The 19,344-nt window shown below is 65.9% G+C and carries 20 protein-coding genes; 11 read left to right on the forward strand and 9 right to left on the reverse strand.

Going from position 1 to position 19,344, the window contains the following annotated elements; translation table 11 throughout:
* Positions 1 to 109: 109 nt before the first annotated feature.
* The 3 genes from SIN08_RS16575 to SIN08_RS16585 are packed head-to-tail and all read right to left on the reverse strand — an operon-like array spanning position 110 to position 3,291.
* Positions 110 to 856, reverse strand: a complete 747-nt coding sequence (locus SIN08_RS16575; protein ID WP_322452706.1) for an ectoine utilization protein EutA — start codon at positions 854 to 856, stop codon at positions 110 to 112.
* A 22-nt stretch (positions 857 to 878) separates the two neighbouring features.
* On the reverse strand, positions 879 to 2,309 hold the full coding sequence (locus tag SIN08_RS16580) for an FAD-binding oxidoreductase (RefSeq protein WP_322452707.1): 1,431 nt from the start codon (positions 2,307 to 2,309) through the stop codon (positions 879 to 881).
* A 10-nt stretch (positions 2,310 to 2,319) separates the two neighbouring features.
* Positions 2,320 to 3,291, reverse strand: coding sequence for an L-threonylcarbamoyladenylate synthase (locus SIN08_RS16585; protein WP_322452708.1), 972 nt, complete (start codon positions 3,289 to 3,291; stop codon positions 2,320 to 2,322).
* A gap of 143 nt (positions 3,292 to 3,434) precedes the next feature.
* On the opposite strand from SIN08_RS16585, the gene SIN08_RS16590 reads away from it, so the two are divergent.
* Complete coding sequence (locus SIN08_RS16590; protein ID WP_322452709.1) at positions 3,435 to 3,770, forward strand: hypothetical protein; 336 nt, start codon at positions 3,435 to 3,437, stop codon at positions 3,768 to 3,770.
* A gap of 61 nt (positions 3,771 to 3,831) precedes the next feature.
* Entirely contained in the window at positions 3,832 to 4,245 is a 414-nt protein-coding gene (locus tag SIN08_RS16595; protein ID WP_322452710.1) for a hypothetical protein, read from the forward strand.
* Between the two features lie 173 nt (positions 4,246 to 4,418).
* Here the strand turns inward: SIN08_RS16595 and glyS are convergent, their stop codons facing one another.
* The 4 genes from glyS to SIN08_RS16615 form a co-directional block, all read right to left on the reverse strand.
* Positions 4,419 to 6,839 (reverse strand): glycine--tRNA ligase subunit beta, encoded by a 2,421-nt coding sequence (gene glyS / locus SIN08_RS16600; protein ID WP_322452711.1) that lies wholly within the window; start codon positions 6,837 to 6,839, stop codon positions 4,419 to 4,421.
* A gap of 119 nt (positions 6,840 to 6,958) precedes the next feature.
* Complete coding sequence (locus SIN08_RS16605) at positions 6,959 to 7,888, reverse strand: glycine--tRNA ligase subunit alpha (RefSeq protein WP_416208096.1); 930 nt, start codon at positions 7,886 to 7,888, stop codon at positions 6,959 to 6,961.
* A gap of 152 nt (positions 7,889 to 8,040) precedes the next feature.
* Entirely contained in the window at positions 8,041 to 10,014 is a 1,974-nt protein-coding gene (locus tag SIN08_RS16610; protein ID WP_322452713.1) for a tetratricopeptide repeat protein, read from the reverse strand.
* A gap of 144 nt (positions 10,015 to 10,158) precedes the next feature.
* Positions 10,159 to 11,175: a polyprenyl synthetase family protein gene (locus SIN08_RS16615; protein WP_322452714.1), complete on the reverse strand. Its 1,017-nt coding sequence runs from the start codon at positions 11,173 to 11,175 to the stop codon at positions 10,159 to 10,161.
* 158 nt (positions 11,176 to 11,333) lie between these two features.
* Between SIN08_RS16615 and SIN08_RS16620 the strand changes: the two genes are divergently transcribed.
* From SIN08_RS16620 to SIN08_RS16655, 8 genes are all read left to right on the forward strand, one after another.
* Complete coding sequence (locus tag SIN08_RS16620) at positions 11,334 to 11,558, forward strand: DUF2007 domain-containing protein (protein ID WP_322452715.1); 225 nt, start codon at positions 11,334 to 11,336, stop codon at positions 11,556 to 11,558.
* A gap of 11 nt (positions 11,559 to 11,569) precedes the next feature.
* A complete protein-coding gene (locus tag SIN08_RS16625) occupies positions 11,570 to 12,343 on the forward strand; it encodes a tRNA1(Val) (adenine(37)-N6)-methyltransferase (protein WP_322452716.1) in 774 nt (257 codons plus the stop codon).
* 81 nt (positions 12,344 to 12,424) lie between these two features.
* Positions 12,425 to 13,282: a S49 family peptidase gene (locus SIN08_RS16630; protein ID WP_322452717.1), complete on the forward strand. Its 858-nt coding sequence runs from the start codon at positions 12,425 to 12,427 to the stop codon at positions 13,280 to 13,282.
* Positions 13,283 to 13,340: 58 nt separating this feature from the next.
* Complete coding sequence (locus tag SIN08_RS16635; RefSeq protein ID WP_322452718.1) at positions 13,341 to 13,526, forward strand: hypothetical protein; 186 nt, start codon at positions 13,341 to 13,343, stop codon at positions 13,524 to 13,526.
* Between the two features lie 10 nt (positions 13,527 to 13,536).
* Positions 13,537 to 14,424, forward strand: coding sequence for a 4-(cytidine 5'-diphospho)-2-C-methyl-D-erythritol kinase (locus SIN08_RS16640; RefSeq protein ID WP_322452719.1), 888 nt, complete (start codon positions 13,537 to 13,539; stop codon positions 14,422 to 14,424).
* Entirely contained in the window at positions 14,417 to 14,959 is a 543-nt protein-coding gene (gene moaB / locus SIN08_RS16645) for a molybdenum cofactor biosynthesis protein B (RefSeq protein ID WP_322452720.1), read from the forward strand. Before SIN08_RS16640 ends, moaB begins: the two co-directional genes overlap by 8 nt.
* Positions 14,960 to 15,075: 116 nt before the next feature.
* The gene (locus SIN08_RS16650) at positions 15,076 to 16,230 is read left to right on the forward strand and encodes a PA0069 family radical SAM protein (RefSeq protein ID WP_322452721.1); all 1,155 of its coding nucleotides are present in this window, start codon (positions 15,076 to 15,078) and stop codon (positions 16,228 to 16,230) included.
* Between the two features lie 144 nt (positions 16,231 to 16,374).
* Positions 16,375 to 17,034 carry a ribonuclease HII gene (locus SIN08_RS16655; protein WP_322452722.1) on the forward strand — a complete coding sequence of 220 codons (660 nt, stop codon included), beginning with the start codon at positions 16,375 to 16,377 and terminating at the stop codon, positions 17,032 to 17,034.
* 182 nt (positions 17,035 to 17,216) lie between these two features.
* Here SIN08_RS16655 and SIN08_RS16660 read toward each other — a convergent pair whose 3' ends face one another.
* Complete coding sequence (locus SIN08_RS16660; RefSeq protein ID WP_322452723.1) at positions 17,217 to 17,786, reverse strand: NnrU family protein; 570 nt, start codon at positions 17,784 to 17,786, stop codon at positions 17,217 to 17,219.
* 137 nt (positions 17,787 to 17,923) lie between these two features.
* On the opposite strand from SIN08_RS16660, the gene SIN08_RS16665 reads away from it, so the two are divergent.
* The gene (locus SIN08_RS16665; RefSeq protein WP_322452724.1) at positions 17,924 to 18,652 is read left to right on the forward strand and encodes a TetR/AcrR family transcriptional regulator; all 729 of its coding nucleotides are present in this window, start codon (positions 17,924 to 17,926) and stop codon (positions 18,650 to 18,652) included.
* 203 nt (positions 18,653 to 18,855) lie between these two features.
* Here SIN08_RS16665 and SIN08_RS16670 read toward each other — a convergent pair whose 3' ends face one another.
* Positions 18,856 to 19,335, reverse strand: a complete 480-nt coding sequence (locus SIN08_RS16670; protein ID WP_322452725.1) for a F0F1 ATP synthase subunit B — start codon at positions 19,333 to 19,335, stop codon at positions 18,856 to 18,858.
* Positions 19,336 to 19,344: the final 9 nt, after the last annotated feature.

Below are 19,344 nucleotides of genomic sequence, written 5' to 3' on the forward strand. Positions count from 1 at the left end.
GCCTTAGAAAGTCGGTTAAATTTTGCTGACCCGCCAAATGGTTAGCGGTTTGCGAACCGAGGAAACCAAGCGGAAAGCTTTGTCGCCGGACCGTTAACACCGCGGCTCTTCACGCTATTTCCATATCGAGCAGCGTGTCCATCAGCCGGCCCTTTTCCGGCATGCGGGTCTCCACCCCGGCAAGCCGCATCGCCATCCACAGGCCCGCCAGGTTGGAGGTGACCACCGGGCAGCCGATCCGGGCCTCGATCTCCGGCGCAAAGGTGGCCGCGGGCATCGCCGTACAGGAAATGAACAGCGCCTCCGCCCCCTCGACCATCGCGTCCTGCGCCGCCTGCACGATAGCACCGCGCTTCAGCCGGGCCATATCGCGATCATCGGCGATATCGAGGCCATGGGCGTTGAGGACCTCGAAGCCGCTCCCTTCGAGATGATTGACGATCGCGAGCGCCGTCTCCGCCACATAGGGCGTCATGACGGCAATCCGCCGCACGCCCAGAGCGCGGAAGGCCCGCTTGGCGGCCATGATCGGCGTGACCAGGCGCACGCCGGGACGTTCCGTGGCAATCGCATCGGCGACCGCGTCCTCGCCCAGCACCACGGTGGCCGACGTGCAGGAGAAGTAGAGGGAGGAAAGCGGCACCCCGGGAACGACGAGCCCCGCGGCCGGCCCCAGATGCGGCAATGTGCGGGCAAGCTGTGCCGGGGCCGTCGGGTTCTCGAAGGGCACGCGTGTCGCGCAGACCGTCACGGAGGCGGGAATCAGCGCGCGGATGTCGCCTTCCGTCGTCAGGTCGGTCGCAAGCAGGAGTGCACCGATGAGGGGCTTCTGCGGCCCGTAGTCGCTTTCGTCCATGGTCGCCTCGATGCGGGGAAGCCTAAACCACCTTCCCCGGGTTCATGATGTTTGCCGGATCGAAGGCCTTCTTCACCCGGCGCATGAGATCGGTGGCGACCTCTGACTGCGTGAAAAGGAGTTCTTCGCGTTTCATGCGGCCGATGCCGTGCTCGGCCGAAAAGGAGCCGCGCAATTCGCGCACGATGGCGTGCACCGTATCGTTCATGGCGCGGTAGTATGCAAGGTATTCGGCGCGGTCCATTCCGACGGGCTGCGAGATGTTGTAGTGCAGATTGCCGTCGCCCATGTGGCCGAAACAAGCTACCCGGCATCCCGGCACGACCTTTTCCACGGCCGCGCCCGCGCGGGCGATGAACTCGGGAATCGCTGCCACGGGAACCGAGATGTCATGCTTTATGGAGGCGCCTTCGGGCTTTTGCGCCTCCGACATGAATTCGCGCAGGTTGCGAAGCTGGAGCGCCTGCGCCTCGCTCTGGGCGATGACGGCATCGGCGACATGGCCGTCCTCGAAGCCACGGGTGAGGACCTCTTCCATCAGTTCCTGTGCGTCCTCGGCGGAGCGCCCGGAGGAGACCTCGACCATCACGTACCAGGGATGATGCTCGGCCAGCGGCTGCTGCACGCCCGGCATGTGCCTCAGCACGAAGTCGAGCGGCGTGTGTTCCATCAGTTCGAAGGCGGTGAGCGCCGGGCCGGCCATGTCGTTGGCCGCTTCGAAGAACTTGAGCGCGGCCGCCGGCGAGGCGACGCCCGCCCAGGCGAGCTCTCGCCCCTTCGGCTTGGGAAGGAGTTTGACGACGGCGGCCGTGATGACCCCCAGCGTGCCTTCCGCGCCGACGAAGAGGTTCTTCAGGTCGTAGCCGGTGTTGTCCTTCTTCAGCTTGCGCAGATCGTCCAGCACCTCGCCCGTCGGCAGGACCACCTCCAGCCCCAGGCACAGTTCGCGCGCCGTGCCGTAGGCGAGCGCGCCGATGCCGCCGGCGTTCGCCGACAGGTTGCCGCCGATCTGGCAGGAGCCCTGGGAGGCGAGCGTGAGCGGGAAGAGACGATCATTGGCGTCAGCCTCTTCCTGCAGCGTCTGCAGCACGACGCCGGCCTCCACGGTCGCCGTGTTGGAACTCAGGTCGAGCTCGCGGATACGGTTGAGCCGCGACAGCGACAGCACCACCTCGCGGCCCGTGCCGTCCGGCATCTGCCCGCCGACGAGCCCCGTGTTGCCGCCCTGCGGCACAACGGGCGTGCCCGTCTCCGTGGCGAGCTTGAGGATTTGGCTCACCTCGTCGGTGCTCCCCGGCTTCAGCACCAGTGCCGTGCGTCCGCCGAAGAGCCCGCGCGGCTCCTCCACGTGGGGGGCGATCTCGTCCGGGCCGGTGAGGGCATGGCGCTCGCCGACGATGGCGGTGAAGCGCTCGAGCAAAGAGGGGTCGAGAAGGGCTGCGTGTTCGTTCATGGCGCGCAAGCTAGCGCCCCTCCGCCGCGATGTCACGTGGGGCGGCGGCACGCGCCAGCCGGTCGTTGATCGCCTCGCCCAGACCGGTAACGGGCACCGGCTCCGCCGCGATCACCGACGCACCCGAGGCATCGAGCGCGGACAAGTGGGAGAAGAGATTGGCCGCGGCCTCGCGCAGATCGCCGGAGGGCGACAGGTTCAAAATTGCCGTCGCCGCCTCCGCCCCGCGTGCGCGCTCGGGGCCGAAGGCAAGCAACGCTTCACCGGGTAGGACGGCTTCCGCGTTCAGGCGGATGCGGGCTTCCGGCGCATAGTGCGAGGAAAGCATGCCCGGCGCCTGAACGCCGGTCGCCCCACGGGAAAGCCCCTGCCCCGCCACGCGCTGGACCTCCTCGGCGGGCACGCCGCCGGGGCGCAGCAGCACCAGGGCATCGTCGGTCACCTTCACGATGGTGGATTCGAGGCCGACGGGCGTCGGTCCGCCGTCGACGATCAGCGGAATGCGCGCACCCAGCCCCGCCTCGACCGCTTTCGCGCTTGTGCCGCTGACGCGGCCGGAGACGTTGGCGCTGGGGGCCGCCAGCGGTCGGCCGAGGCGCGCGACCACATGGCGACCGAAACCCCTTGGACAGCGCAGCGCGACGGTGTCGAGCCCGGCCGTCACCAGCGAGTGAATGCCGGATCCCGGCCGCTGCGGCAGGACCAGGGTGAGCGGGCCGGGCCAGAAGGCATCCGCCAGCCGCCCGGCAAGCGGCGAAAAGACCGCCAGGCGCTCGGCCATGGCGCGGTCCGCGACATGGGTGATCAGCGGATTGAAGCGCGGCCGGCCCTTGGCCTCGAAGATGCGGGCGACCGCCGCGCCGTTGGTGGCGTCCGCGGCGAGGCCGTAGACGGTTTCGGTGGGAATGGCGACGAGCTCGCCCGCCGCCAGCACGCGGCAGGCTTCCTCCAATGCTTCTTCCTGCGGCAGGATCGTGGCCAAGGCGCCGTCTCCGAGTTCGCCTGCTTGCTATCGTGCCGGCGGGCCAAGGGCAAGCCGCTCAAATGCCACCCTTTCCCGCACCTCTTTCTTAAGCGGCGCGCGATAAATATGGCGCGCAGGGCATTTTATGCGCGGGGGACATCATGAATCGAAACAGAATCTTCGGCCCGGTTCTTCTCATGGCACTTGCGCTGCCTCATTCCGCCGGCGCCTCTTCCATACGCGAGCTTCCGGCGCTGCAAAAGTCTGTGGGCCCGTCGATCGTGGAGCTTGCGCCGCTCACGCCTGCACGCGAAACCACCAGCGCGAGGGACGGCGAAGGACGCACCGCCTCGATCCCGATGCTCATTCGCGGCGGCATTTCCGGCTCACCCGCCCGCCGGACCGCCGCGCCGCAGCCGACCGCCAACACGCCGGTCGTCTCCTCCGCGCCGTCGAACGCGGCCTCCGCCCCCGCCGCTGTCAGGAATCCGGAATAGCGCGCTTGACCGCAACGGCCGTTCGGCACACCCTCGCTGCATCCGATACGGGGAGACGGCCATGTTCGCGTTGATGAAGATCCTGCATTTCTTCGGCCTCATGCTGGGGGCCGGGGGCGGCATGGGCAGCATGATGGTGGCGATCCAGGCCAAGCGCGCGGACGGGCCGCCCGCACCGGTGCTGATGACGCTCAGGAAGCATTTCGCGATGGCCGCCCTCATCGGCGTCCTGCTCCTGTGGGCGACGGGATTGTGGATGTGGCTGACCGGCTACGCCGGCGCCATGCTCGGCCCCGCCTTCGCGCTCAAACTCCTCACGGCGACGGCCATCCTGGCGATCCTGATCGTCGTGCGCCTCGCCATGGCGCGCACCAAGCCCGGCACGCCGCCGCCCGCCTTCATCCAGCGCGTCGGACCCCTGGCGGGGCTTTTGTCCTATATTGCCGTGGTGCTCGCGGTGATCGCATTCGCTTAGGCCACGGTGATCGCCCAGTTCTCCCCGTCATCCCGGAAGCCGAAGCGAAGCTGAGGCTGTCCGGGATCCATTCCGTGACTCATACCAGGTTCCGGAATGGATCCCGGCTCGCGGTCGCTTACGCTCCCTTGGCCGGGATGACGGCGGTGCGGCATCGAGACAGTGAAGGCGGCTTAACCGGCGATCTTGGAAAAATCGGCAACCTGCCCCGTCGCCTGGCGGATGCGGGCGAGAAGCGCCAGCCGATTGGCACGAAGCGAATCATTCTCGACATTTACGAGGACATCCTCGAAGAATGAATCAATCGGCGCACGGAGCGCTGCGAGTGCCCGCATGGCGGCGGAAAAGTCTTGGTTTTGAATCGCTTCGCCGGCTTCCCTCTCGGCCCGATTCACCGCGTCGAACAAGCGGATCTCCGCCTTTTCGGAAAGGAGCGCGGGATCGACCGCCTCGGCGACTGCCGTGCCCTTCTTCTCCTCGATCGCAAGGATGCTGATGGCGCGGTTGGTGCCGGCCAAAAGGTTCTTGCCGTCCTCGGTGCCAAGGAGGTCGGACAGGGCTTCGACGCGACGGACGATGAGGAGGAGGTCGTCGTTGGCGGCTGCCTCTCCGGCCCCGCTCGCCAGAACTGCGTCTATGAGATCGTAGCGCGCGCCCTGATCGCGTAGGTAGATTTTCAGGCGGTCGTGGAAGAAGGTGAGGAGGTTATACGCGACCGCTACGGCAGGGCCTTGGGTGTCCACAATGATTTTGTGAGCACGGTCCCGAGCGCTTTCTCGATCGACCATTTGGTTGAGTTGACCAACAGTTTCTTCGTCGACACCTAAATCTGCCAGTGACTGGGCAGCTTGGATCTTTTGACCCAATGACCTGAAATGGTGGTCGACAGCTTGGCGCGCCAGAATCGATGCAAGCTTCAATAGCAAGCTCAGCTGTATTTGATTCTCCACCACGATCCGGATCAGGCCCAGCGCTGCCCTACGCAGCGCATAAGGATCCTTGCTCCCGGTCGGCTTCTCGTCGATCGCCCAGAAGCCCACCAGCATGTCGAGCTTGTCGGCGAGCGCCACGGCGACCGATACGGGATCGGTGGGCACGACGTCGCTCGGCCCGAGCGGCTTGTAGTGCTCCTCGATGGCCGCCGCCACGGGCGGATGCTCGCCCTGAAGCTCGGCGTATTTCCGTCCCATCGCGCCCTGAAGCTCAGGAAACTCTCCCACGACCTCGGTCTGCAAATCCGCCTTCGCCAGCACGGCGGCGCGTTCGGCCAGGTCCGGGTCGGCGCCGACGATGGGTGCCAGTTCGCGCGCCAGGCGGCGGATGCGCTCGACGCGCTCGCCCTGCGTGCCGAGCTTGGCATGGAAGGTGACGTTCAGATGGTCGAGGCGGGCCATGCGCTGGTCGAGCGGCTTTGTCAGGTCGAGGCCGAATGTTTCGGCGGACGCCTTCAGGTCGCCGAGGTCCGGCAGGTCGGCCTGGTCGGTCCTCCAGAAATAGAGCGCGTCGGAGAGGCGCGCGCGCACCACCTTGCCGTTGCCGTAGGCGATCTCCTTGCCGCCGTCCTCGGCCTCGATATTGGCGGTGATGACGAAGCGGTTGGAGAGGCGCGGCTCGCCCCCCGATCCTTCGACAGGCTCGGATGATCCTTCGACAGGCTCAGGATGAGGGGCTGCTGCACCCTCATGCTGAGGTGCCGGCGAAGCCGGCCTCGAAGCACGGGTAACAAAGCACTTCTGGTTGGCGCGGATGGTGAGGCGGACGACTTCGGGGGGGATCGCGAGGTATTCTTCCTCGAACTCGCCCATGAGCACGACCGGCCATTCGACCAGGCCTGCGACTTCTTCAAGCAGGCCCTCGTCCTCGACCAGATCGAGGCCGTTGGCGAAGGCCAAATTCCTGGCGTCGTCACGGATCATGCGCTTGCGTCGCTCGGGATCGAGCACGACCTTTGCCGCTTCGAGGCTTGCCACGTAGTCATCGAAGCGGCGCACGGTGATCGGGTCCGGCGCGTGGAAGCGGTGGCCGTAGGTGACGTTCGAGGAACGGATGCCGTCGACGGCGAAATCGACCACCTCCGGCTCCTCCGTCTCGGGCCCGAAGGTGCAGAGGATGGACTGCAGCGGCCGCACCCAGCGCAACGAGCCGGGATTGCGCGAGGCCGCGCCCCAGCGCATGGATTTCGGCCAGGGGAAGTCGCGGATGATGGCGGGCATCATCTCGGCGATGATCTCCTCGGCCGCCCTCCCCTTCTTCTCGATCACGGCGACATAGAAATCGCCCTTCTTCGGATCGGAGCGGACCTCCGCCTCCTCGATCGAGGAAAGCCCCGCGCCGCGCAGAAAGCCCTCTATGGCCTTTTCCGGTGCGTCGGTGCGGGGTCCTTTGCGCTCCTCGCGCACATCGCGCGAGCGGGCGGTGACCCCGCGGACATCCAGCGTCAGCCGGCGCGGCGTCCAGTATTCCTGGCATCCCTCATAGGTGAGCCCGGCTTCCACGAGGCCGTCGGTGACGCGCTTCTTGAGGTCACCCGCCGCCTTGCGCTGCATGCGGGCGGGGATTTCTTCGGAGCGCAGTTCGAGGAGAAGGTCGGGCATGGAAGGATTCGATCAGTGATGACTGAAAAGGGTTGGCGGCGGCATATCAACTATGCCGTGGACTGTCACCTTTTGGTTGACACGCCGCACAATGAGGGCTGCGCCGAGCCCGGCGATAGCTAGGCCGCTTTGCGCTCCATCGTCGCGCCGCCGGCCTCCGTCTTGAGGAATGCCTCCCCGCAGGCCTTGGCGAGATCGCGCACGCGCAGGATATAGCTCTGGCGCTCGGTCACAGAGATGACGCCGCGGGCATCGAGGAGATTGAAGACGTGGGAGGCCTTGATGCACTGGTCGTAGGCGGGAAAGACCAGCTTGTGCAGCGCGCCCTCGGCCTCGGGAGCCCCGGCCTCCAGCAGCGCGCGGCATTCCTTCTCGGCGTCCTCGAAATGGCGGAAGAGCAGCCCCGTGTCGGCATATTCGAAGTTGAAGCGCGAGTATTCCTGTTCGGCCTGCAGGAAGACGTCGCCATAGGTGACCTTGTCGGGCCCTTCCAGCCCGTTGAAATTGAGCTCATAGACGTTGTCGACACCCTGGACATACATCGCGAGCCGCTCCAGCCCGTAGGTGAGCTCGCCGGAAACCGGCGCGCACTCGATGCCGCAGACCTGCTGGAAATAGGTAAACTGGGAGACCTCCATGCCGTCGCACCAGCACTCCCAGCCGAGCCCCCAGGCGCCCAGCGTCGGGCTCTCCCAGTCGTCCTCGACGAAGCGGATGTCGTGACGCAATGGGTCGAGGCCGATGGCTTGAAGCGAGCCGAGATAGAGTTCCTGCAGGTCCGGCGGGTTGGGCTTCAGGATCACCTGGAACTGATAATAGTGCTGCAGCCGGTTCGGGTTTTCGCCGTAGCGGCCGTCCTTGGGGCGGCGCGAGGGCTGGACGTAGGCCGCGTTCCACGGGCGCGGACCCAGCGAGCGCAGCGTCGTGGCCGGGTGAAAGGTGCCCGCGCCGACCTCCATGTCATAGGGCTGAAGGATTACGCACCCCTTTTCGGCCCAGTAGTGCTCGAGGGTCAGGATAAGCCCCTGGAACGAGCGGGCGGGATGCATGTGCGGCAGGGGGGGGTCGGCGGTCACGCGAGCTACTCCGGCGGTTTCGGGACGCGGGCATCGTCCTATTGTGGTGACCGGGAAGCGTCAAGCCGCGGGAGGGGAGGTGGCGGCCCTGCCCGCCGCCCCCTGCGCGTTGAGCCGGGAAGCCGCTAGCGGTCGTTCGCCGGCAATCTCAGCTCCAGGCCGGGCCGGATCCGGTTCGGGTCCCCGCCCAAGACGGGGTTGAGCTCCAGAATGTCGTGATAGCGGCTGCCGTCGCCCAGCTCCTCCGTGGCGATGGACCAGAGCGTCTGTCCGGGCTGGACGGTGTAGAGTTCGGCAGCCGCCGCCTCGGCGTCTTCGTCCGCCGGCTTCTGTCCGGCACCGGGGACGACGGTGCGGGCGTTTCCGGCGGCATCGGCGAGTTTGTCGCCCTCTTCCGGCGGCATGCCCTCGGCCAGCTTCTGTTCCACCTCGGCCAGAAGCTCGGGCTCGGGCTCCAGGTCGCGCGCGTGCGCCCATTGAAAACGCGCCTCAAGCTTACGGCCGACACGCCAATAGGCATCGCCCAGATGGTCATTGAGCACCGGATCCTGCGGGCGCAGGGAGACGGCGCGCTCCAGTTGCTCGACCGCCTCCTCGTATTCACCCAGCCTGTAATGCGCCCAGCCGAGCGAATCGACGATGAAGCCGTCGCTGGGACGCAGCTCCACCGCGCGGCGAATGAGGTCCATCGCCTCTTCAAGGTTCATGTTCATGTCGACCCAGGAGTAGCCGAGATAGTTCAGCACCTGGGGTTGGTCGGGATAGAGCTCGAGGGCGGTCTTGAAGTTGGGCTCGGCCTTCTCCCATTCCTTGAGCCGCTCATAGGCGATGCCGCGCCGGTAAAACAGGTTCCAGTCCTCCCGCCGCGGCTCGTCGATCCGGGCGACCGCCCGGTCGTAGACGCTGGCGGCGGCGGCATAGTCCTCCTGCGCGGCATAGACGCCGCCGAGGGCCAGATAGGCGCGCATGTCGGACGGATCCGCATCCAGCGCCGATTCCAGATGCTCTATCGCCTGCTCGTGACGGTCCAGATCGGCCATGTTGAGCCCGATCTGGAAGTCCGCGAAGCGCGCCCAGGGGGAACTCCCGTCGATCTGCTCGTAATAGCCGATCGCCCGCGCTGATTCCTGTTGCCTTTCGGCCAGGCGCGCAAGCTGCACCAGGATCGCATCATTGTTCGGCCTCAGCGCGAAGGCCTGCTGCAGATAAAGCTGGGCGAAGGAAAGAAAGGCCTCGCCGCCCGAACTGGCAAGCTCCGTGGCCATGTCGAGCAAGACCTCGGCCGCCCCATCGGCGGCGGACGTCACAACGGGCTTGAGCGTTTCGCCCGCCGCGAGCCTGTCGCGCAGTTCCTGCACAGAAGCGATGCCGCCGCCGGACTCGAGCGCCCGGTCCACGACCTCGAGCGCCTGCTCGTCATCTCCCAGGCTCGACAGATAGGCGGCATAAGCCTCCGCCATGCGGCCGAACCGGTCCGGCACCACCGGTTGCAGCACGAGATTGTTGAAGAAAACCTCGAATGCCTCCTTCGCCTCCGCCTCGCGGCCACCCTCGGCCAGCATCAGCGCGCGCTGATAGTCCGTGAAGGGGCCATACCAGTTGGGGCCCTCCATGCCGTCGATATGGGCCAGCGCGCCGTCGAGATCGCCCTGCCCCAGCTTGGCCCAGGCCGTCATGGCGTCGGTCACCAGACGGTCGATGTCGGACTCCAGCACCAGCTTCAGCCAGCGCTCGGCTTCCGCGTAGTCCTCACTGCGGAACGAATCGATAGCGAGGACGAGCCGGGAGAAGCGCTCCATCTCCGGCTCCGACTGCAGCTTCCTGGCGTAGGGCAGCGCCTCGTCGAGCCGCCCCTGCAGGACCAGGGTGCGCAGCAGGCTTTGCTGCAAGGCGCCGTTTTCGGGATCGAACGCGATCGCCCGCTGGTAATAGGCGACCGCCGTATCCAGGTCGTTCTCGAATTCGGCCGCCCGCCCGGCGAGATAGGCGCCGGAGAAGGAATGCACGGGTGCGATCTCGATCGTTTCCGCGTCCGGCCTGGCGAGACCCGCCTCCACGGAGAACATCATCAACGCCGCGGCAGCCGCGGTCGCTTTCAAGCCTGCCTTCATTCGCCGCATTGTTTCCCTTCCGTCGGCCGCCTGCATACGGGCCGCTCCGCCCGCTCCCATCCGGGGCTTAAGGTAAGAGCATGGCCTTTTTGCGGAGACGCTTCAACGGGCAATAGCTGTTTTTCGCGCCGTTCATACCACACGGCTGATGCAGAAATCGATGACGTCGAAAAGCGCCGATTTCTGCGGGGTGCTTTTCAGCGGCGCCAGCGCGTCGCGCGCGATCTCGCCGAAATGGCGCGCACGCCCGATGGTGTCGCCGATGGCGCCATGCTTGTTCATCAGGCCGATGGCCTTCTTGAGCGCCGCCTCGTCGTTTTCATTGTTCTCGATCGCGCCCTTCCAGAATGCGCGCTCCTCCTCCGAACCGCGGCGATAGCTCAGGATGACGGGCAGGGTCACCTTGCCCTCGCGGAAATCGTCACCGATGTTCTTGCCCAGGTCGCTGCTGCTGCCGCCGTAGTCGAGCGCATCATCGACGAGTTGGAATGCAAGGCCGAGATTGGCGCCGAAAGAGCGCAGGGCCGCGCGGTCGGCGCGCGCGGCCTCGGCGATCACCGGCCCCACCTCCGCCGCGGCGGAAAACAGCGCGGCCGTCTTGGCCTTGATGACGGCCAGATATTCGTCTTCGGTGGTCTCCAGGTTCTTGGCCACGCCGAGCTGCATCACCTCGCCCTCGGCGATCACGGACGCGGCGGCGGAGAGGATGTCGAGCGCCTCGAGTGAGCCGACCTCGACCATCAGGCGGAAGGCCTGGCCGAGCAGGAAATCGCCGACCAACACGCTTGCCTGATTGCCCCAGATCATGCGCGCGGTACGCTTGCCGCGGCGCAGGTCGCTCTCGTCCACCACGTCGTCGTGCAGGAGTGTGGCGGTGTGCATGAATTCCACGCTGGTGGCGAGCTTCACATGGCCCTCGCCGGCATAGCCGAACATCTGGGCGGCGGCGAGCGTGATCATCGGCCGCAGCCGCTTGCCGCCGGAGGAGATGAGATGGCGTGCGAGTTCGGGAATGAGGTCCACGTCCGAGCCGGCCTTGGTCAGAATCAGCTCGTTGACGCGCGCCATATCGTCCTTGGTGAGCCCGACAAGGCTCTCGACCGAAGCCGCGTCGCGCTTGCCGCCTTCGAGGTTCAATACGACACCCACCGGGAAAACCTCCACTTCGCTGTGCCGGGCGAGACTGCCCGGCCGGGACTGTATGGCGGCACCTGCGCCGGCCGCAAGCGGCGAATTAGCGCCTCCAGGGGGTTAGGACAACCGCTTTGCATTTACAAGCGCGCGGCGACCTGCCAACGTCGCGCACGATGATAGAACTATTGCGCACCAACGACGCCGTCACCCTCTCCTTCGTCGAAAGCCTGCTGCGGGATGCCGGTATCGACTATATGGTGGCCGACCAGAACATGAGCATCATGGAGGGCTCGCTCGGGATACTGCCGCGCCGCGTGCTCGTGGAGACGGAAAAGGCCGATCATGCAAGGCGCCTGCTGGCCGACGCCGGCGTGACAGGCGACGGCGGCACCTCCTGACGCCTTGCGCCATGCCCCGGGACGGCAGCTTCACCATCGACGCCTTTCATCGCGGCCGGTTTCACCTCGTCCAGCCCGCCGGCAAAGGCCACCGGGCCGGCCTCGACGCCATGCTCCTGGCGGGCGCCGTTCCGGGGAATTTCAGTGGGCGGCTGGCCGACCTCGGTGCAGGCGCGGGGGCGGCGGGCTTCGCCGTCGCCGCGCGCTGCCGTGAAGCCCGGGTCGTGCTGGTGGAGCGGTCGCCGGAAATGACGGCGTGCGCCCGCGAAAGCATCCGCCTGCCGGAAAACGGTATGCTGGCGCCGCGCCTTTCGGTGGTCGAAGCGGACGTGGGACTCTCCGGGCGGGAACGCAGGAGTGCCGGGCTTGCGGACCGCTCGTTCGACTTCATCATCATGAACCCGCCCTTCAACGCCGCCCACGACCGGGCAACGCCCGACCGGCTGAAGCGGCAGGCGCACGTCATGGAGGACGGCCTGTTCGACTGCTGGCTGAGAACCGCGGCGGCGATTTCCGCCCCCGGCGCTGCAATCGGCATTATCGCGCGGCCGGCTTCCTTGGGCGAAATTCTCACCGCCCTTTCGGGCCGCTTCGGAAGCACCGAGGCGCTCTCCATCCACGCGCGAGCGCAAAGCGAGGCGATCCGTGTCGTGGTCAGGGCGCGCAAGGGGGCACGCGGCGGCCTGAAATTCCGGCCGCAGCTGGTGCTGCACGGGGAGGAGCATGGCTTCACCCCGCGCGCCGACGCGATCATCAACGGTCGGGCAACCCTCTTCGATGATTGACGTTCAACCCGACGAACCGGGCATTGCGCAATCCCGGCGAGCGCCTACATGAAATCCACCAAAGCATTGGAGACCCGCCCCTTGAAACAGCTGCTGTCGCGCCTTCTCCCGAAATCCCTGCGTTCCGACGCCGTCACCATTCCCGTCGTCAGACTGCAGGGTGCGATCATGGCCAGCGCCAGCCCCATGCGCCAGCATCTTTCGCTTTCCTCGACGGCGGGCGTGCTCGAAAAGGCCTTTTCCTATTCGGCACCCGCCGTGGCGATCTCGATCAATTCTCCAGGCGGCTCGCCGGTGCAGTCGCGCCTCATCTACAAGCGCATCCGCGACCTTGCCAAGGAGAAGAACCGGAAGGTGCTCGTCTTCGTGGAGGACGTCGCCGCCTCCGGCGGCTACATGATCGCGCTGGCAGGCGACGAGATCATCGCCGACCCCTCCTCGATCGTCGGTTCCATCGGGGTCGTGTCAGCCGGTTTCGGCTTCCAGGAGATGATCGGCAAGATCGGCGTGGAGCGGCGCGTGCACACCTCCGGCCGCAACAAGGCCATCCTCGATCCCTTCCAGCCGGAGAAGAAAGAGGATGTAAAGCACCTGAAGTCCATCCAGGACGAGTTGCACGAAATCTTCGTCGGACTCGTGAAGGAGCGGAGAGGCGGGAGGCTCGTCGAGAACGACGATCTGTTCACGGGGCTGTTCTGGTCGGGTGAGCGCGGGCACGCGCTCGGCCTGGTCGACGCGCTCGGCGACATGCGTTCCTATCTGAAGAGCCGGTATGGCGAAAAGACCAGGCTCAAGCTGGTAAGCCAGCCGCGCGGCCTTTTCGGCCGCCGGGTGAGCCTGTTCGGCACGGAGGGGCGGGCCGAAATCGCCGCGGCGGCGACGGCCGGGCTTCTGCAGGCCGCCGAGGAACAGGCTCTGTGGCGGCGCTATGGACTTTGAAGCATTGCGCGACCGGCGAAACGAACTATCTTCGGGATAGTGCTAGGAGACAAGCAGCATGCCGCAACTGATCTTCTTCAGCCTTATCGCCGTCGTCGCCTATTTCGGCTACCGGGCTTTCGTGCGCGAGGCCGAGCGTGTCAGCGCACGGATGGAGCGCGTGCGACAGGAGGCACGCACCGGCAGCATGGGCACACTCGTCAAGGATCCCGAGACCGGCGAGTATCGCCTGGCCAAGGACTGAGCCCCTCTCCATGGCGGGGGGCCTGGAGCGCGTGGCGCCGGCGAAGATCAACCTGGCGCTCCACGTGACGGGCCGGCGCGCCGACGGCTATCATCTCCTGGAAACCCTCGTCGCCTTCACGCGGCACGGCGATCTGCTGCAAGCGGAAACCGCAGATCGCGACGCCTTCGTCGTGACCGGCCGCTACGGGGCGGAGGTGCCGCGCGACGGCACCAACCTGGTGCTGGCCGCGCGCGACATGCTGCGCAGCGCCTTCGGTGCGACCGCGGCGCGACCGGTAAAGCTCACGCTGGGGAAGAATCTCCCCGTCGCGTCGGGAATTGGCGGCGGATCCAGCGACGCGGCTGCGGCGATCGGTCTGCTCAAGCAATATTGGCGGATCGACACGACGGGGGAAGAACTGGCGCCGGTTTCCCTTTGTCTCGGCGCCGACGTGCCCATGTGCCTTGTCGCCCGGCCGCTCCTCGCGCGCGGTATCGGCGAGACACTGGAGCCGGTGGCCGGCCTGCCCACGCTGCCCGTCCTGCTCGTCAATCCGGGCATCCCCCTTGCCACGCCCGCCGTCTTCGCGGCATTGGTGAAGCGGTCGAACCCGCCCCTTCCGCCTTTTCCGGGGGGGGATATTGCCGCAACGGTCGACTGGCTGGAGACTACGCGCAACGACCTGGAACCGGCGGCCATCGGCCTCGTGCCGGAAATCGCCTCGGTTCTGGAGACCCTGCGAGACGCCGGCGCGCTTCTGGCACGCATGTCCGGCTCGGGCGCGACCTGCTTCGGCATCTTCGCGACGGATGAAGACGCGCGCGCGGCCGCAAAGGCCATTGCCAGCCGCCGCCCCGCATGGTTCCTTCAAGCGACGAGCATTATGCCAACTTCGGAGCCGGTTCAGGATGGCTGAAAACGACCGCCAGTTCATTCCGGTGCGCTTTGCCGTGCTCACCGTGTCCGACAGCCGTGCGCTGGACGACGACAAATCCGGCCGCACCCTCGCGGAACGCATCGAGAAGGCCGGCCACCACCTCGCCGACCGGGCGATCGCGCCCGACGAGGCCGAACGCATCCGCGAGGTCGTCCGGGCCTGGTGTGCCGACGGCGCCATAGACGCAGTGATCACGACGGGCGGCACGGGCTTTACCGGGCGCGACGTCACGCCGGAAGCGTTGGAGCCGCTTTTCGACAAGCGCATGGACGGCTTTTCCGATGTCTTCCATCGCGTGTCGTTCGAGAAGATCGGGACCTCGACCATCCAGTCGCGTGCGACCGCCGGGCTCATCGGCCAGACCTTCGTCTTCGTGCTGCCGGGCTCGCCGGGCGCGTGCCGCGACGCCTGGGACCACGTCTTGAAGGACCAGTTCGACTATCGGCACATGCCCTGCAACTTCGTGGAAATCATGCCGCGCCTCGACGAGCACCTGCGCCGCGCCAAGGGGTGAAAAGCGGAAAATATTCACAGCTCCACCAAAAAGTTCTTGCTTTGTTCCGCATCGGTGGATAGGAATAGATTCATCCGACGAACGCGATTGTACGGAACGCGAAAGGCATGGGACCCATGGACCAGATTGCACGGGCAGACCTTGTCGCTTCACGCGGTGCCGGGGCGGCAGCCGCCAATGCGGTGATCGAGGAGGCCGGCCTACGGATTGGCGATGATCGCCGGCGCGGCCGGGCCGCCGGGATCAACCCCACCGGCCGCTACGAGCCGATCACCCGGCACGTCTTCGATGACGGGTGGGAGACGATCGAGGACCTGCCGCCCTTCAAGACGGAAGTACAGGTGGAAAAGCCGCGCGCCATCATCACGCGCAATTCGTCGCCCGACATTTCCTTCGACCGTTCCATCAATCCCTATCGCGGCTGCGAACATGGCTGCGTCTATTGCTTCGCACGGCCGACCCACGCCTATATGGGCATGTCCCCGGGTCTCGATTTCGAATCGCGCCTGTTCGCCAAACCGGATGCGCCGCGCCTTCTGGAAAGGGAGCTTTCCAAGCGCGGTTACGAACCGCGCACCATCGCCATCGGCACCAACACCGATCCCTATCAGCCGATCGAGAAGAAATGGCGGATCATGCGCGAGATCCTCGAGGTGCTGGAAGCGCACGGGCATCCCGTCGGCATCGTGACGAAATCGGCGCTGGTCACACGCGACATCGATATCCTCTCGCGTATGGCGGAGAAGGGGCTGGCAAAGGTGGCGCTTTCGATCACCACGCTCGACCGCAAGCTTGCCCGTACGATGGAACCACGAGCGGCGACGCCGCCGCGGCGGCTGGAGGCGGTGCGTGCGCTCAGCGAGGCCGGCATTCCCGTTTCCGTGATGATCGGGCCGGTCATCCCCGGCCTCAACGACAGCGAGATCGAGCGCATCCTGGAATCGGCGCATGCCGCCGGCGCACGCGAGGCGGGCTACATCATCCTGCGCTTGCCGCTGGAGGTGAGCCCGATCTTCAAGGACTGGCTCCTGCGCCATTACCCCGACCGCTATCGGCACGTCATGTCGCTCGTGCGCTCGATGCGCGGCGGAAAGGACTATGATGCGGAATGGGGCAAGCGCATGAAGGGAACCGGCCCCTATGCCTGGCAGATCGGCCGCCGTTTCGAAATCGCCGCCAAGCGCATCGGCCTCAACGCCGAGCGGCGCAAGCTGCGCACGGACCTGTTCAAGCCGGTGAACGGGTCGGGCGAGCAACTCGTGCTGCTTTGACATTCCTGGCGGGCGCGCGTCCGCGCCTGCACATCCTTTCCGTCGTGGGCCCTCCCCCGTCCCGACGGCGCCTTCCCCGGATTTCTCTGCCCCCTCCCCGGGAAAGGCTTGCGGAGAATCGGAAGCGATGCGAGCATCGCCGCAATGGCTCCTTCGCATTCCGATTCTCCGCTTCTTTTCGATCTCCCGGTGCGGCCCGATTTCGTGCTGGAGCGCGGCATCATGCGCGAGGGGCACGCACCGGTGGCGGGTTTGGACGAGGTGGGCCGCGGCCCCTTGGCGGGACCGGTCGTCGCGGCCGCGGTGGTGCTCGATCCCGAGCGCATCCCGGACGGTCTCGACGATTCCAAGCGGCTGGCGCGGGAAGCGCGCGACAGCCTTTTCCTGGACATCTTCGAGGCCGCGCTCGCCGTCTCGGTCTCCTCGATCTGCGCCTCCACCATAGACGGGTCGAACATTCTTCGGGCAAGCCTCGAGGCGATGCGGCGGGCCCTGGAAGGCCTGTGCGTGCGGCCGGCTTATGCACTCGCTGACGGTCGCGACATACCGCCGGGCCTGCCCTGCCCCTGCCGGGCCGTCGTCAAGGGTGATCAGCGCTCCCAATCGATCGCCGCCGCCTCGATCGTCGCCAAGGTGGTGCGTGACCGCATGATGGTGCGCACCGGCGGTTGCGCACCGCATTACGGCTTCGACAGCCATGTCGGCTACGCCACGGAAAAGCACCGCTCGGCCATCGCCGAGCACGGGCCGATGATCCGGCTTCACCGGATGAGCTTTTCGCCCTTCAAGCCCGCCGAAGCCTAGTTCAGTTCACCGTTTCACGGAAACGGTGAACTGAACTTGATTCCACGCAATTCCGGATGGAAAACCGGCTTCCACTTTTCCTGGAATTGCTCTAACCCGCCTTTCTCGTATCCCTGTGCCCTGCACCTGTTTGGAGCGGCCCGAAGGTCGCCGTGCGAGAGCATGAGAAAACGGGTTAAGCCTCACACCGGCGAGACGCCGAAGAGCATCCGATGCAACCCGGCAAGGAAGAGACCGTAGACGGCCAATCCGGCGAGCACGGCCACCACATCGGCGCGAATCGAGGGCATGCGCACCGCCGCTGGCTTGCGCGGATGGCGAACGGAGGAAGCCCAATCGACGGCTGCCCATCCGGCCAGTCCGCCGAACAGAACCAGATCCGCCAGCGTGCCGTTGGCAGTAAGATGCGCGCCTCCCCACAGGATCGTCGCGATCAGCATCGGATGCCCGAGTGCCGCCCTGATGTGTCCCGGCGCGTAGGCGGCGGCGACAAGCGGAAAGACCGGCAGCATCAGTAGCAGCGCCAGATGCCGCAGCCCCGTGGGCGGTGCATAGAGAATGATCGGTTCCTGCCGGGCAAGGCCATAGCCCCACACGATCAGCACCAAGCCCAGAATGGAGATGACGGTGTATGGCAGCATCCATGCCCGCTCGCCGCCATGCGCCATGACTCGCTCGCGCAGACCGGGTGCGACCATGCGCACCGAATGGGTTCCGAGGAACAGGAAAAGCCCCAGGATCAGCACAATCATGATCGCTCCCACTGTGTAGCCGGTCAGCCCGGCGCCGTCATGCGCTCGCAGTGCACTGCTTGCATGAACATGTTTCGTTAGATACTATAACTAATGTTATTAGCACTTTCATGTCAACGGCCACGGTTTACCAGCAGATGCCCACCACACACCAGAAAAGCCGCCGGGAACGGCTTCGCGAATCCACCCTCGGCGAAATTTGCGCAAGCGCACGCGCGCTCCTCGTGGCCAAGGGGAGTGCCGCGGTGACGATGAATGCCGTCGCCCGCAGCATGGGCATGACGGGGCCGGCGCTTTACCGCTACTATGCGAGCCAGGCGGAGTTGATGGAGGGGCTGAAAGCCGACCTTTTCCGCGAGCTGATCGAGACCATGCGCACCGCCGGCGATCGGCCCGACTTCGACACGCCGGCCGAGCGGCTGTTGTCCATCTGCCGTGCCCTGCGCGGCTGGGCCGTCGCGCATCCGGCGGAATTCCGGATTCTCTTCGCCAGCCCCGTGTCCGCCTCTTCCACGCCGCGCTGCAACCCCTCCTCAAGCCACTCCGGCTATGCCTTCGGGCAGGTGTTCCTGGAGCAGGTCGTGGTCATCTGGGAAGCGCAGCGCTTTCCCATTCCCAGCCTGGACGACATGGACCCGGCAATCGCCGAGCAGCTTCAGGTCTATTCGGAGCGAATCGGCGGCCGGCTACCGCCCGAAGCCGCCTACGTTTTTCTCACCTGCTGGATGCGGCTTTACGGTCTCCTGTGCATGGAGGTGCTGAACCAGATCGGCTTCGCCTTCAGCAACGTGGAGCCGATCTTCGAAGGATGCCTCAAAGAGCTCTGCGAGATGCTCGATATCGCCTATTCGCCCCCGAGCCGCTGACAAAGACACGACGCAGCGCAAGCCGGAACGGATGGAACCCTTGGGCCAGGCTGGATCCGTTCACCGTTTCAACGGTGAACGGATCCAGCCGTTGATTCCACGCAATTCCGAACGGAAAACCGGCTTCCACTTTTCCTGGAATTGCTCAAAAAAAAGCCGCCGGCAAGCCGGCGGCACCTGACTGTTCGCGCTCCGGGTGAAAATCAGTTCAGCTTCGACTTCACTTCCTTGAGCGAATTTTCGAAAAGCGTGCCGCTCACCTTACCGTCGACCTTCTCGGCGAGAATGCTTCCAGCCGCCGCGATGGCCACGTCGACGGCACGCGCGCGCACTTCGTTGACGGCGTCGCGCTCCGCCTGGGCGATCTTCTGCTCGGCAAGCGCGGTGCGGCGGGTGACGTATTCCTCGGTCTTCGATTTCGCCTCGGCAACGATGATCTTCGCCTCGCGCTTGGCGGCAGCGACGAGTTCCTCTGCCTCCTGCTCGGCCTCGCGGCGCTTGCGCTGGTATTCGGCCAGAAGCTGCTGCGCCTCTTCGCGCAACTCGCGCGCCTCCTCCAGCTCGTTGCGGATGCGCTCGGCCCGCTTGTCGAGCGTCTGGTTCATCATTCCCGGCACCTTGTAATAGACAAGAACGGCGAGAAATATGATGAGGGCGACCAGTGCCCAGAATGTCGCGTCCATAGCCCTCTC

Source organism: Chelativorans sp. M5D2P16, from assembly GCF_034427935.1.
Taxonomy (GTDB): domain Bacteria; phylum Pseudomonadota; class Alphaproteobacteria; order Rhizobiales; family Rhizobiaceae; genus Chelativorans.

Coding starts and splice junctions, on each gene's coding strand:
- SIN08_RS16670 (WP_322452725.1), bottom strand. CDS start 19,335: ATGGACGCGACATTCTGGGCACTGGTCGCCCTCATCATATTTCTCGCC.
- SIN08_RS16660 (WP_322452723.1), bottom strand. CDS start 17,786: ATGATTGTGCTGATCCTGGGGCTTTTCCTGTTCCTCGGAACCCATTCG.
- SIN08_RS16655 (WP_322452722.1), top strand. CDS start 16,375: ATGGCTCCTTCGCATTCCGATTCTCCGCTTCTTTTCGATCTCCCGGTG.
- SIN08_RS16640 (WP_322452719.1), top strand. CDS start 13,537: ATGGCGGGGGGCCTGGAGCGCGTGGCGCCGGCGAAGATCAACCTGGCG.
- SIN08_RS16590 (WP_322452709.1), top strand. CDS start 3,435: ATGAATCGAAACAGAATCTTCGGCCCGGTTCTTCTCATGGCACTTGCG.
- SIN08_RS16605 (WP_416208096.1), bottom strand. CDS start 7,888: ATGCATCCCGCCCGCTCGTTCCAGGGGCTTATCCTGACCCTCGAGCAC.
- SIN08_RS16595 (WP_322452710.1), top strand. CDS start 3,832: ATGTTCGCGTTGATGAAGATCCTGCATTTCTTCGGCCTCATGCTGGGG.
- SIN08_RS16665 (WP_322452724.1), top strand. CDS start 17,924: ATGCCCACCACACACCAGAAAAGCCGCCGGGAACGGCTTCGCGAATCC.
- SIN08_RS16575 (WP_322452706.1), bottom strand. CDS start 856: ATGGACGAAAGCGACTACGGGCCGCAGAAGCCCCTCATCGGTGCACTC.
- SIN08_RS16650 (WP_322452721.1), top strand. CDS start 15,076: ATGGACCAGATTGCACGGGCAGACCTTGTCGCTTCACGCGGTGCCGGG.
- SIN08_RS16580 (WP_322452707.1), bottom strand. CDS start 2,309: ATGAACGAACACGCAGCCCTTCTCGACCCCTCTTTGCTCGAGCGCTTC.
- SIN08_RS16625 (WP_322452716.1), top strand. CDS start 11,570: ATGCCCCGGGACGGCAGCTTCACCATCGACGCCTTTCATCGCGGCCGG.
- SIN08_RS16620 (WP_322452715.1), top strand. CDS start 11,334: ATGATAGAACTATTGCGCACCAACGACGCCGTCACCCTCTCCTTCGTC.
- moaB (WP_322452720.1), top strand. CDS start 14,417: ATGGCTGAAAACGACCGCCAGTTCATTCCGGTGCGCTTTGCCGTGCTC.
- glyS (WP_322452711.1), bottom strand. CDS start 6,839: ATGCCCGACCTTCTCCTCGAACTGCGCTCCGAAGAAATCCCCGCCCGC.
- SIN08_RS16635 (WP_322452718.1), top strand. CDS start 13,341: ATGCCGCAACTGATCTTCTTCAGCCTTATCGCCGTCGTCGCCTATTTC.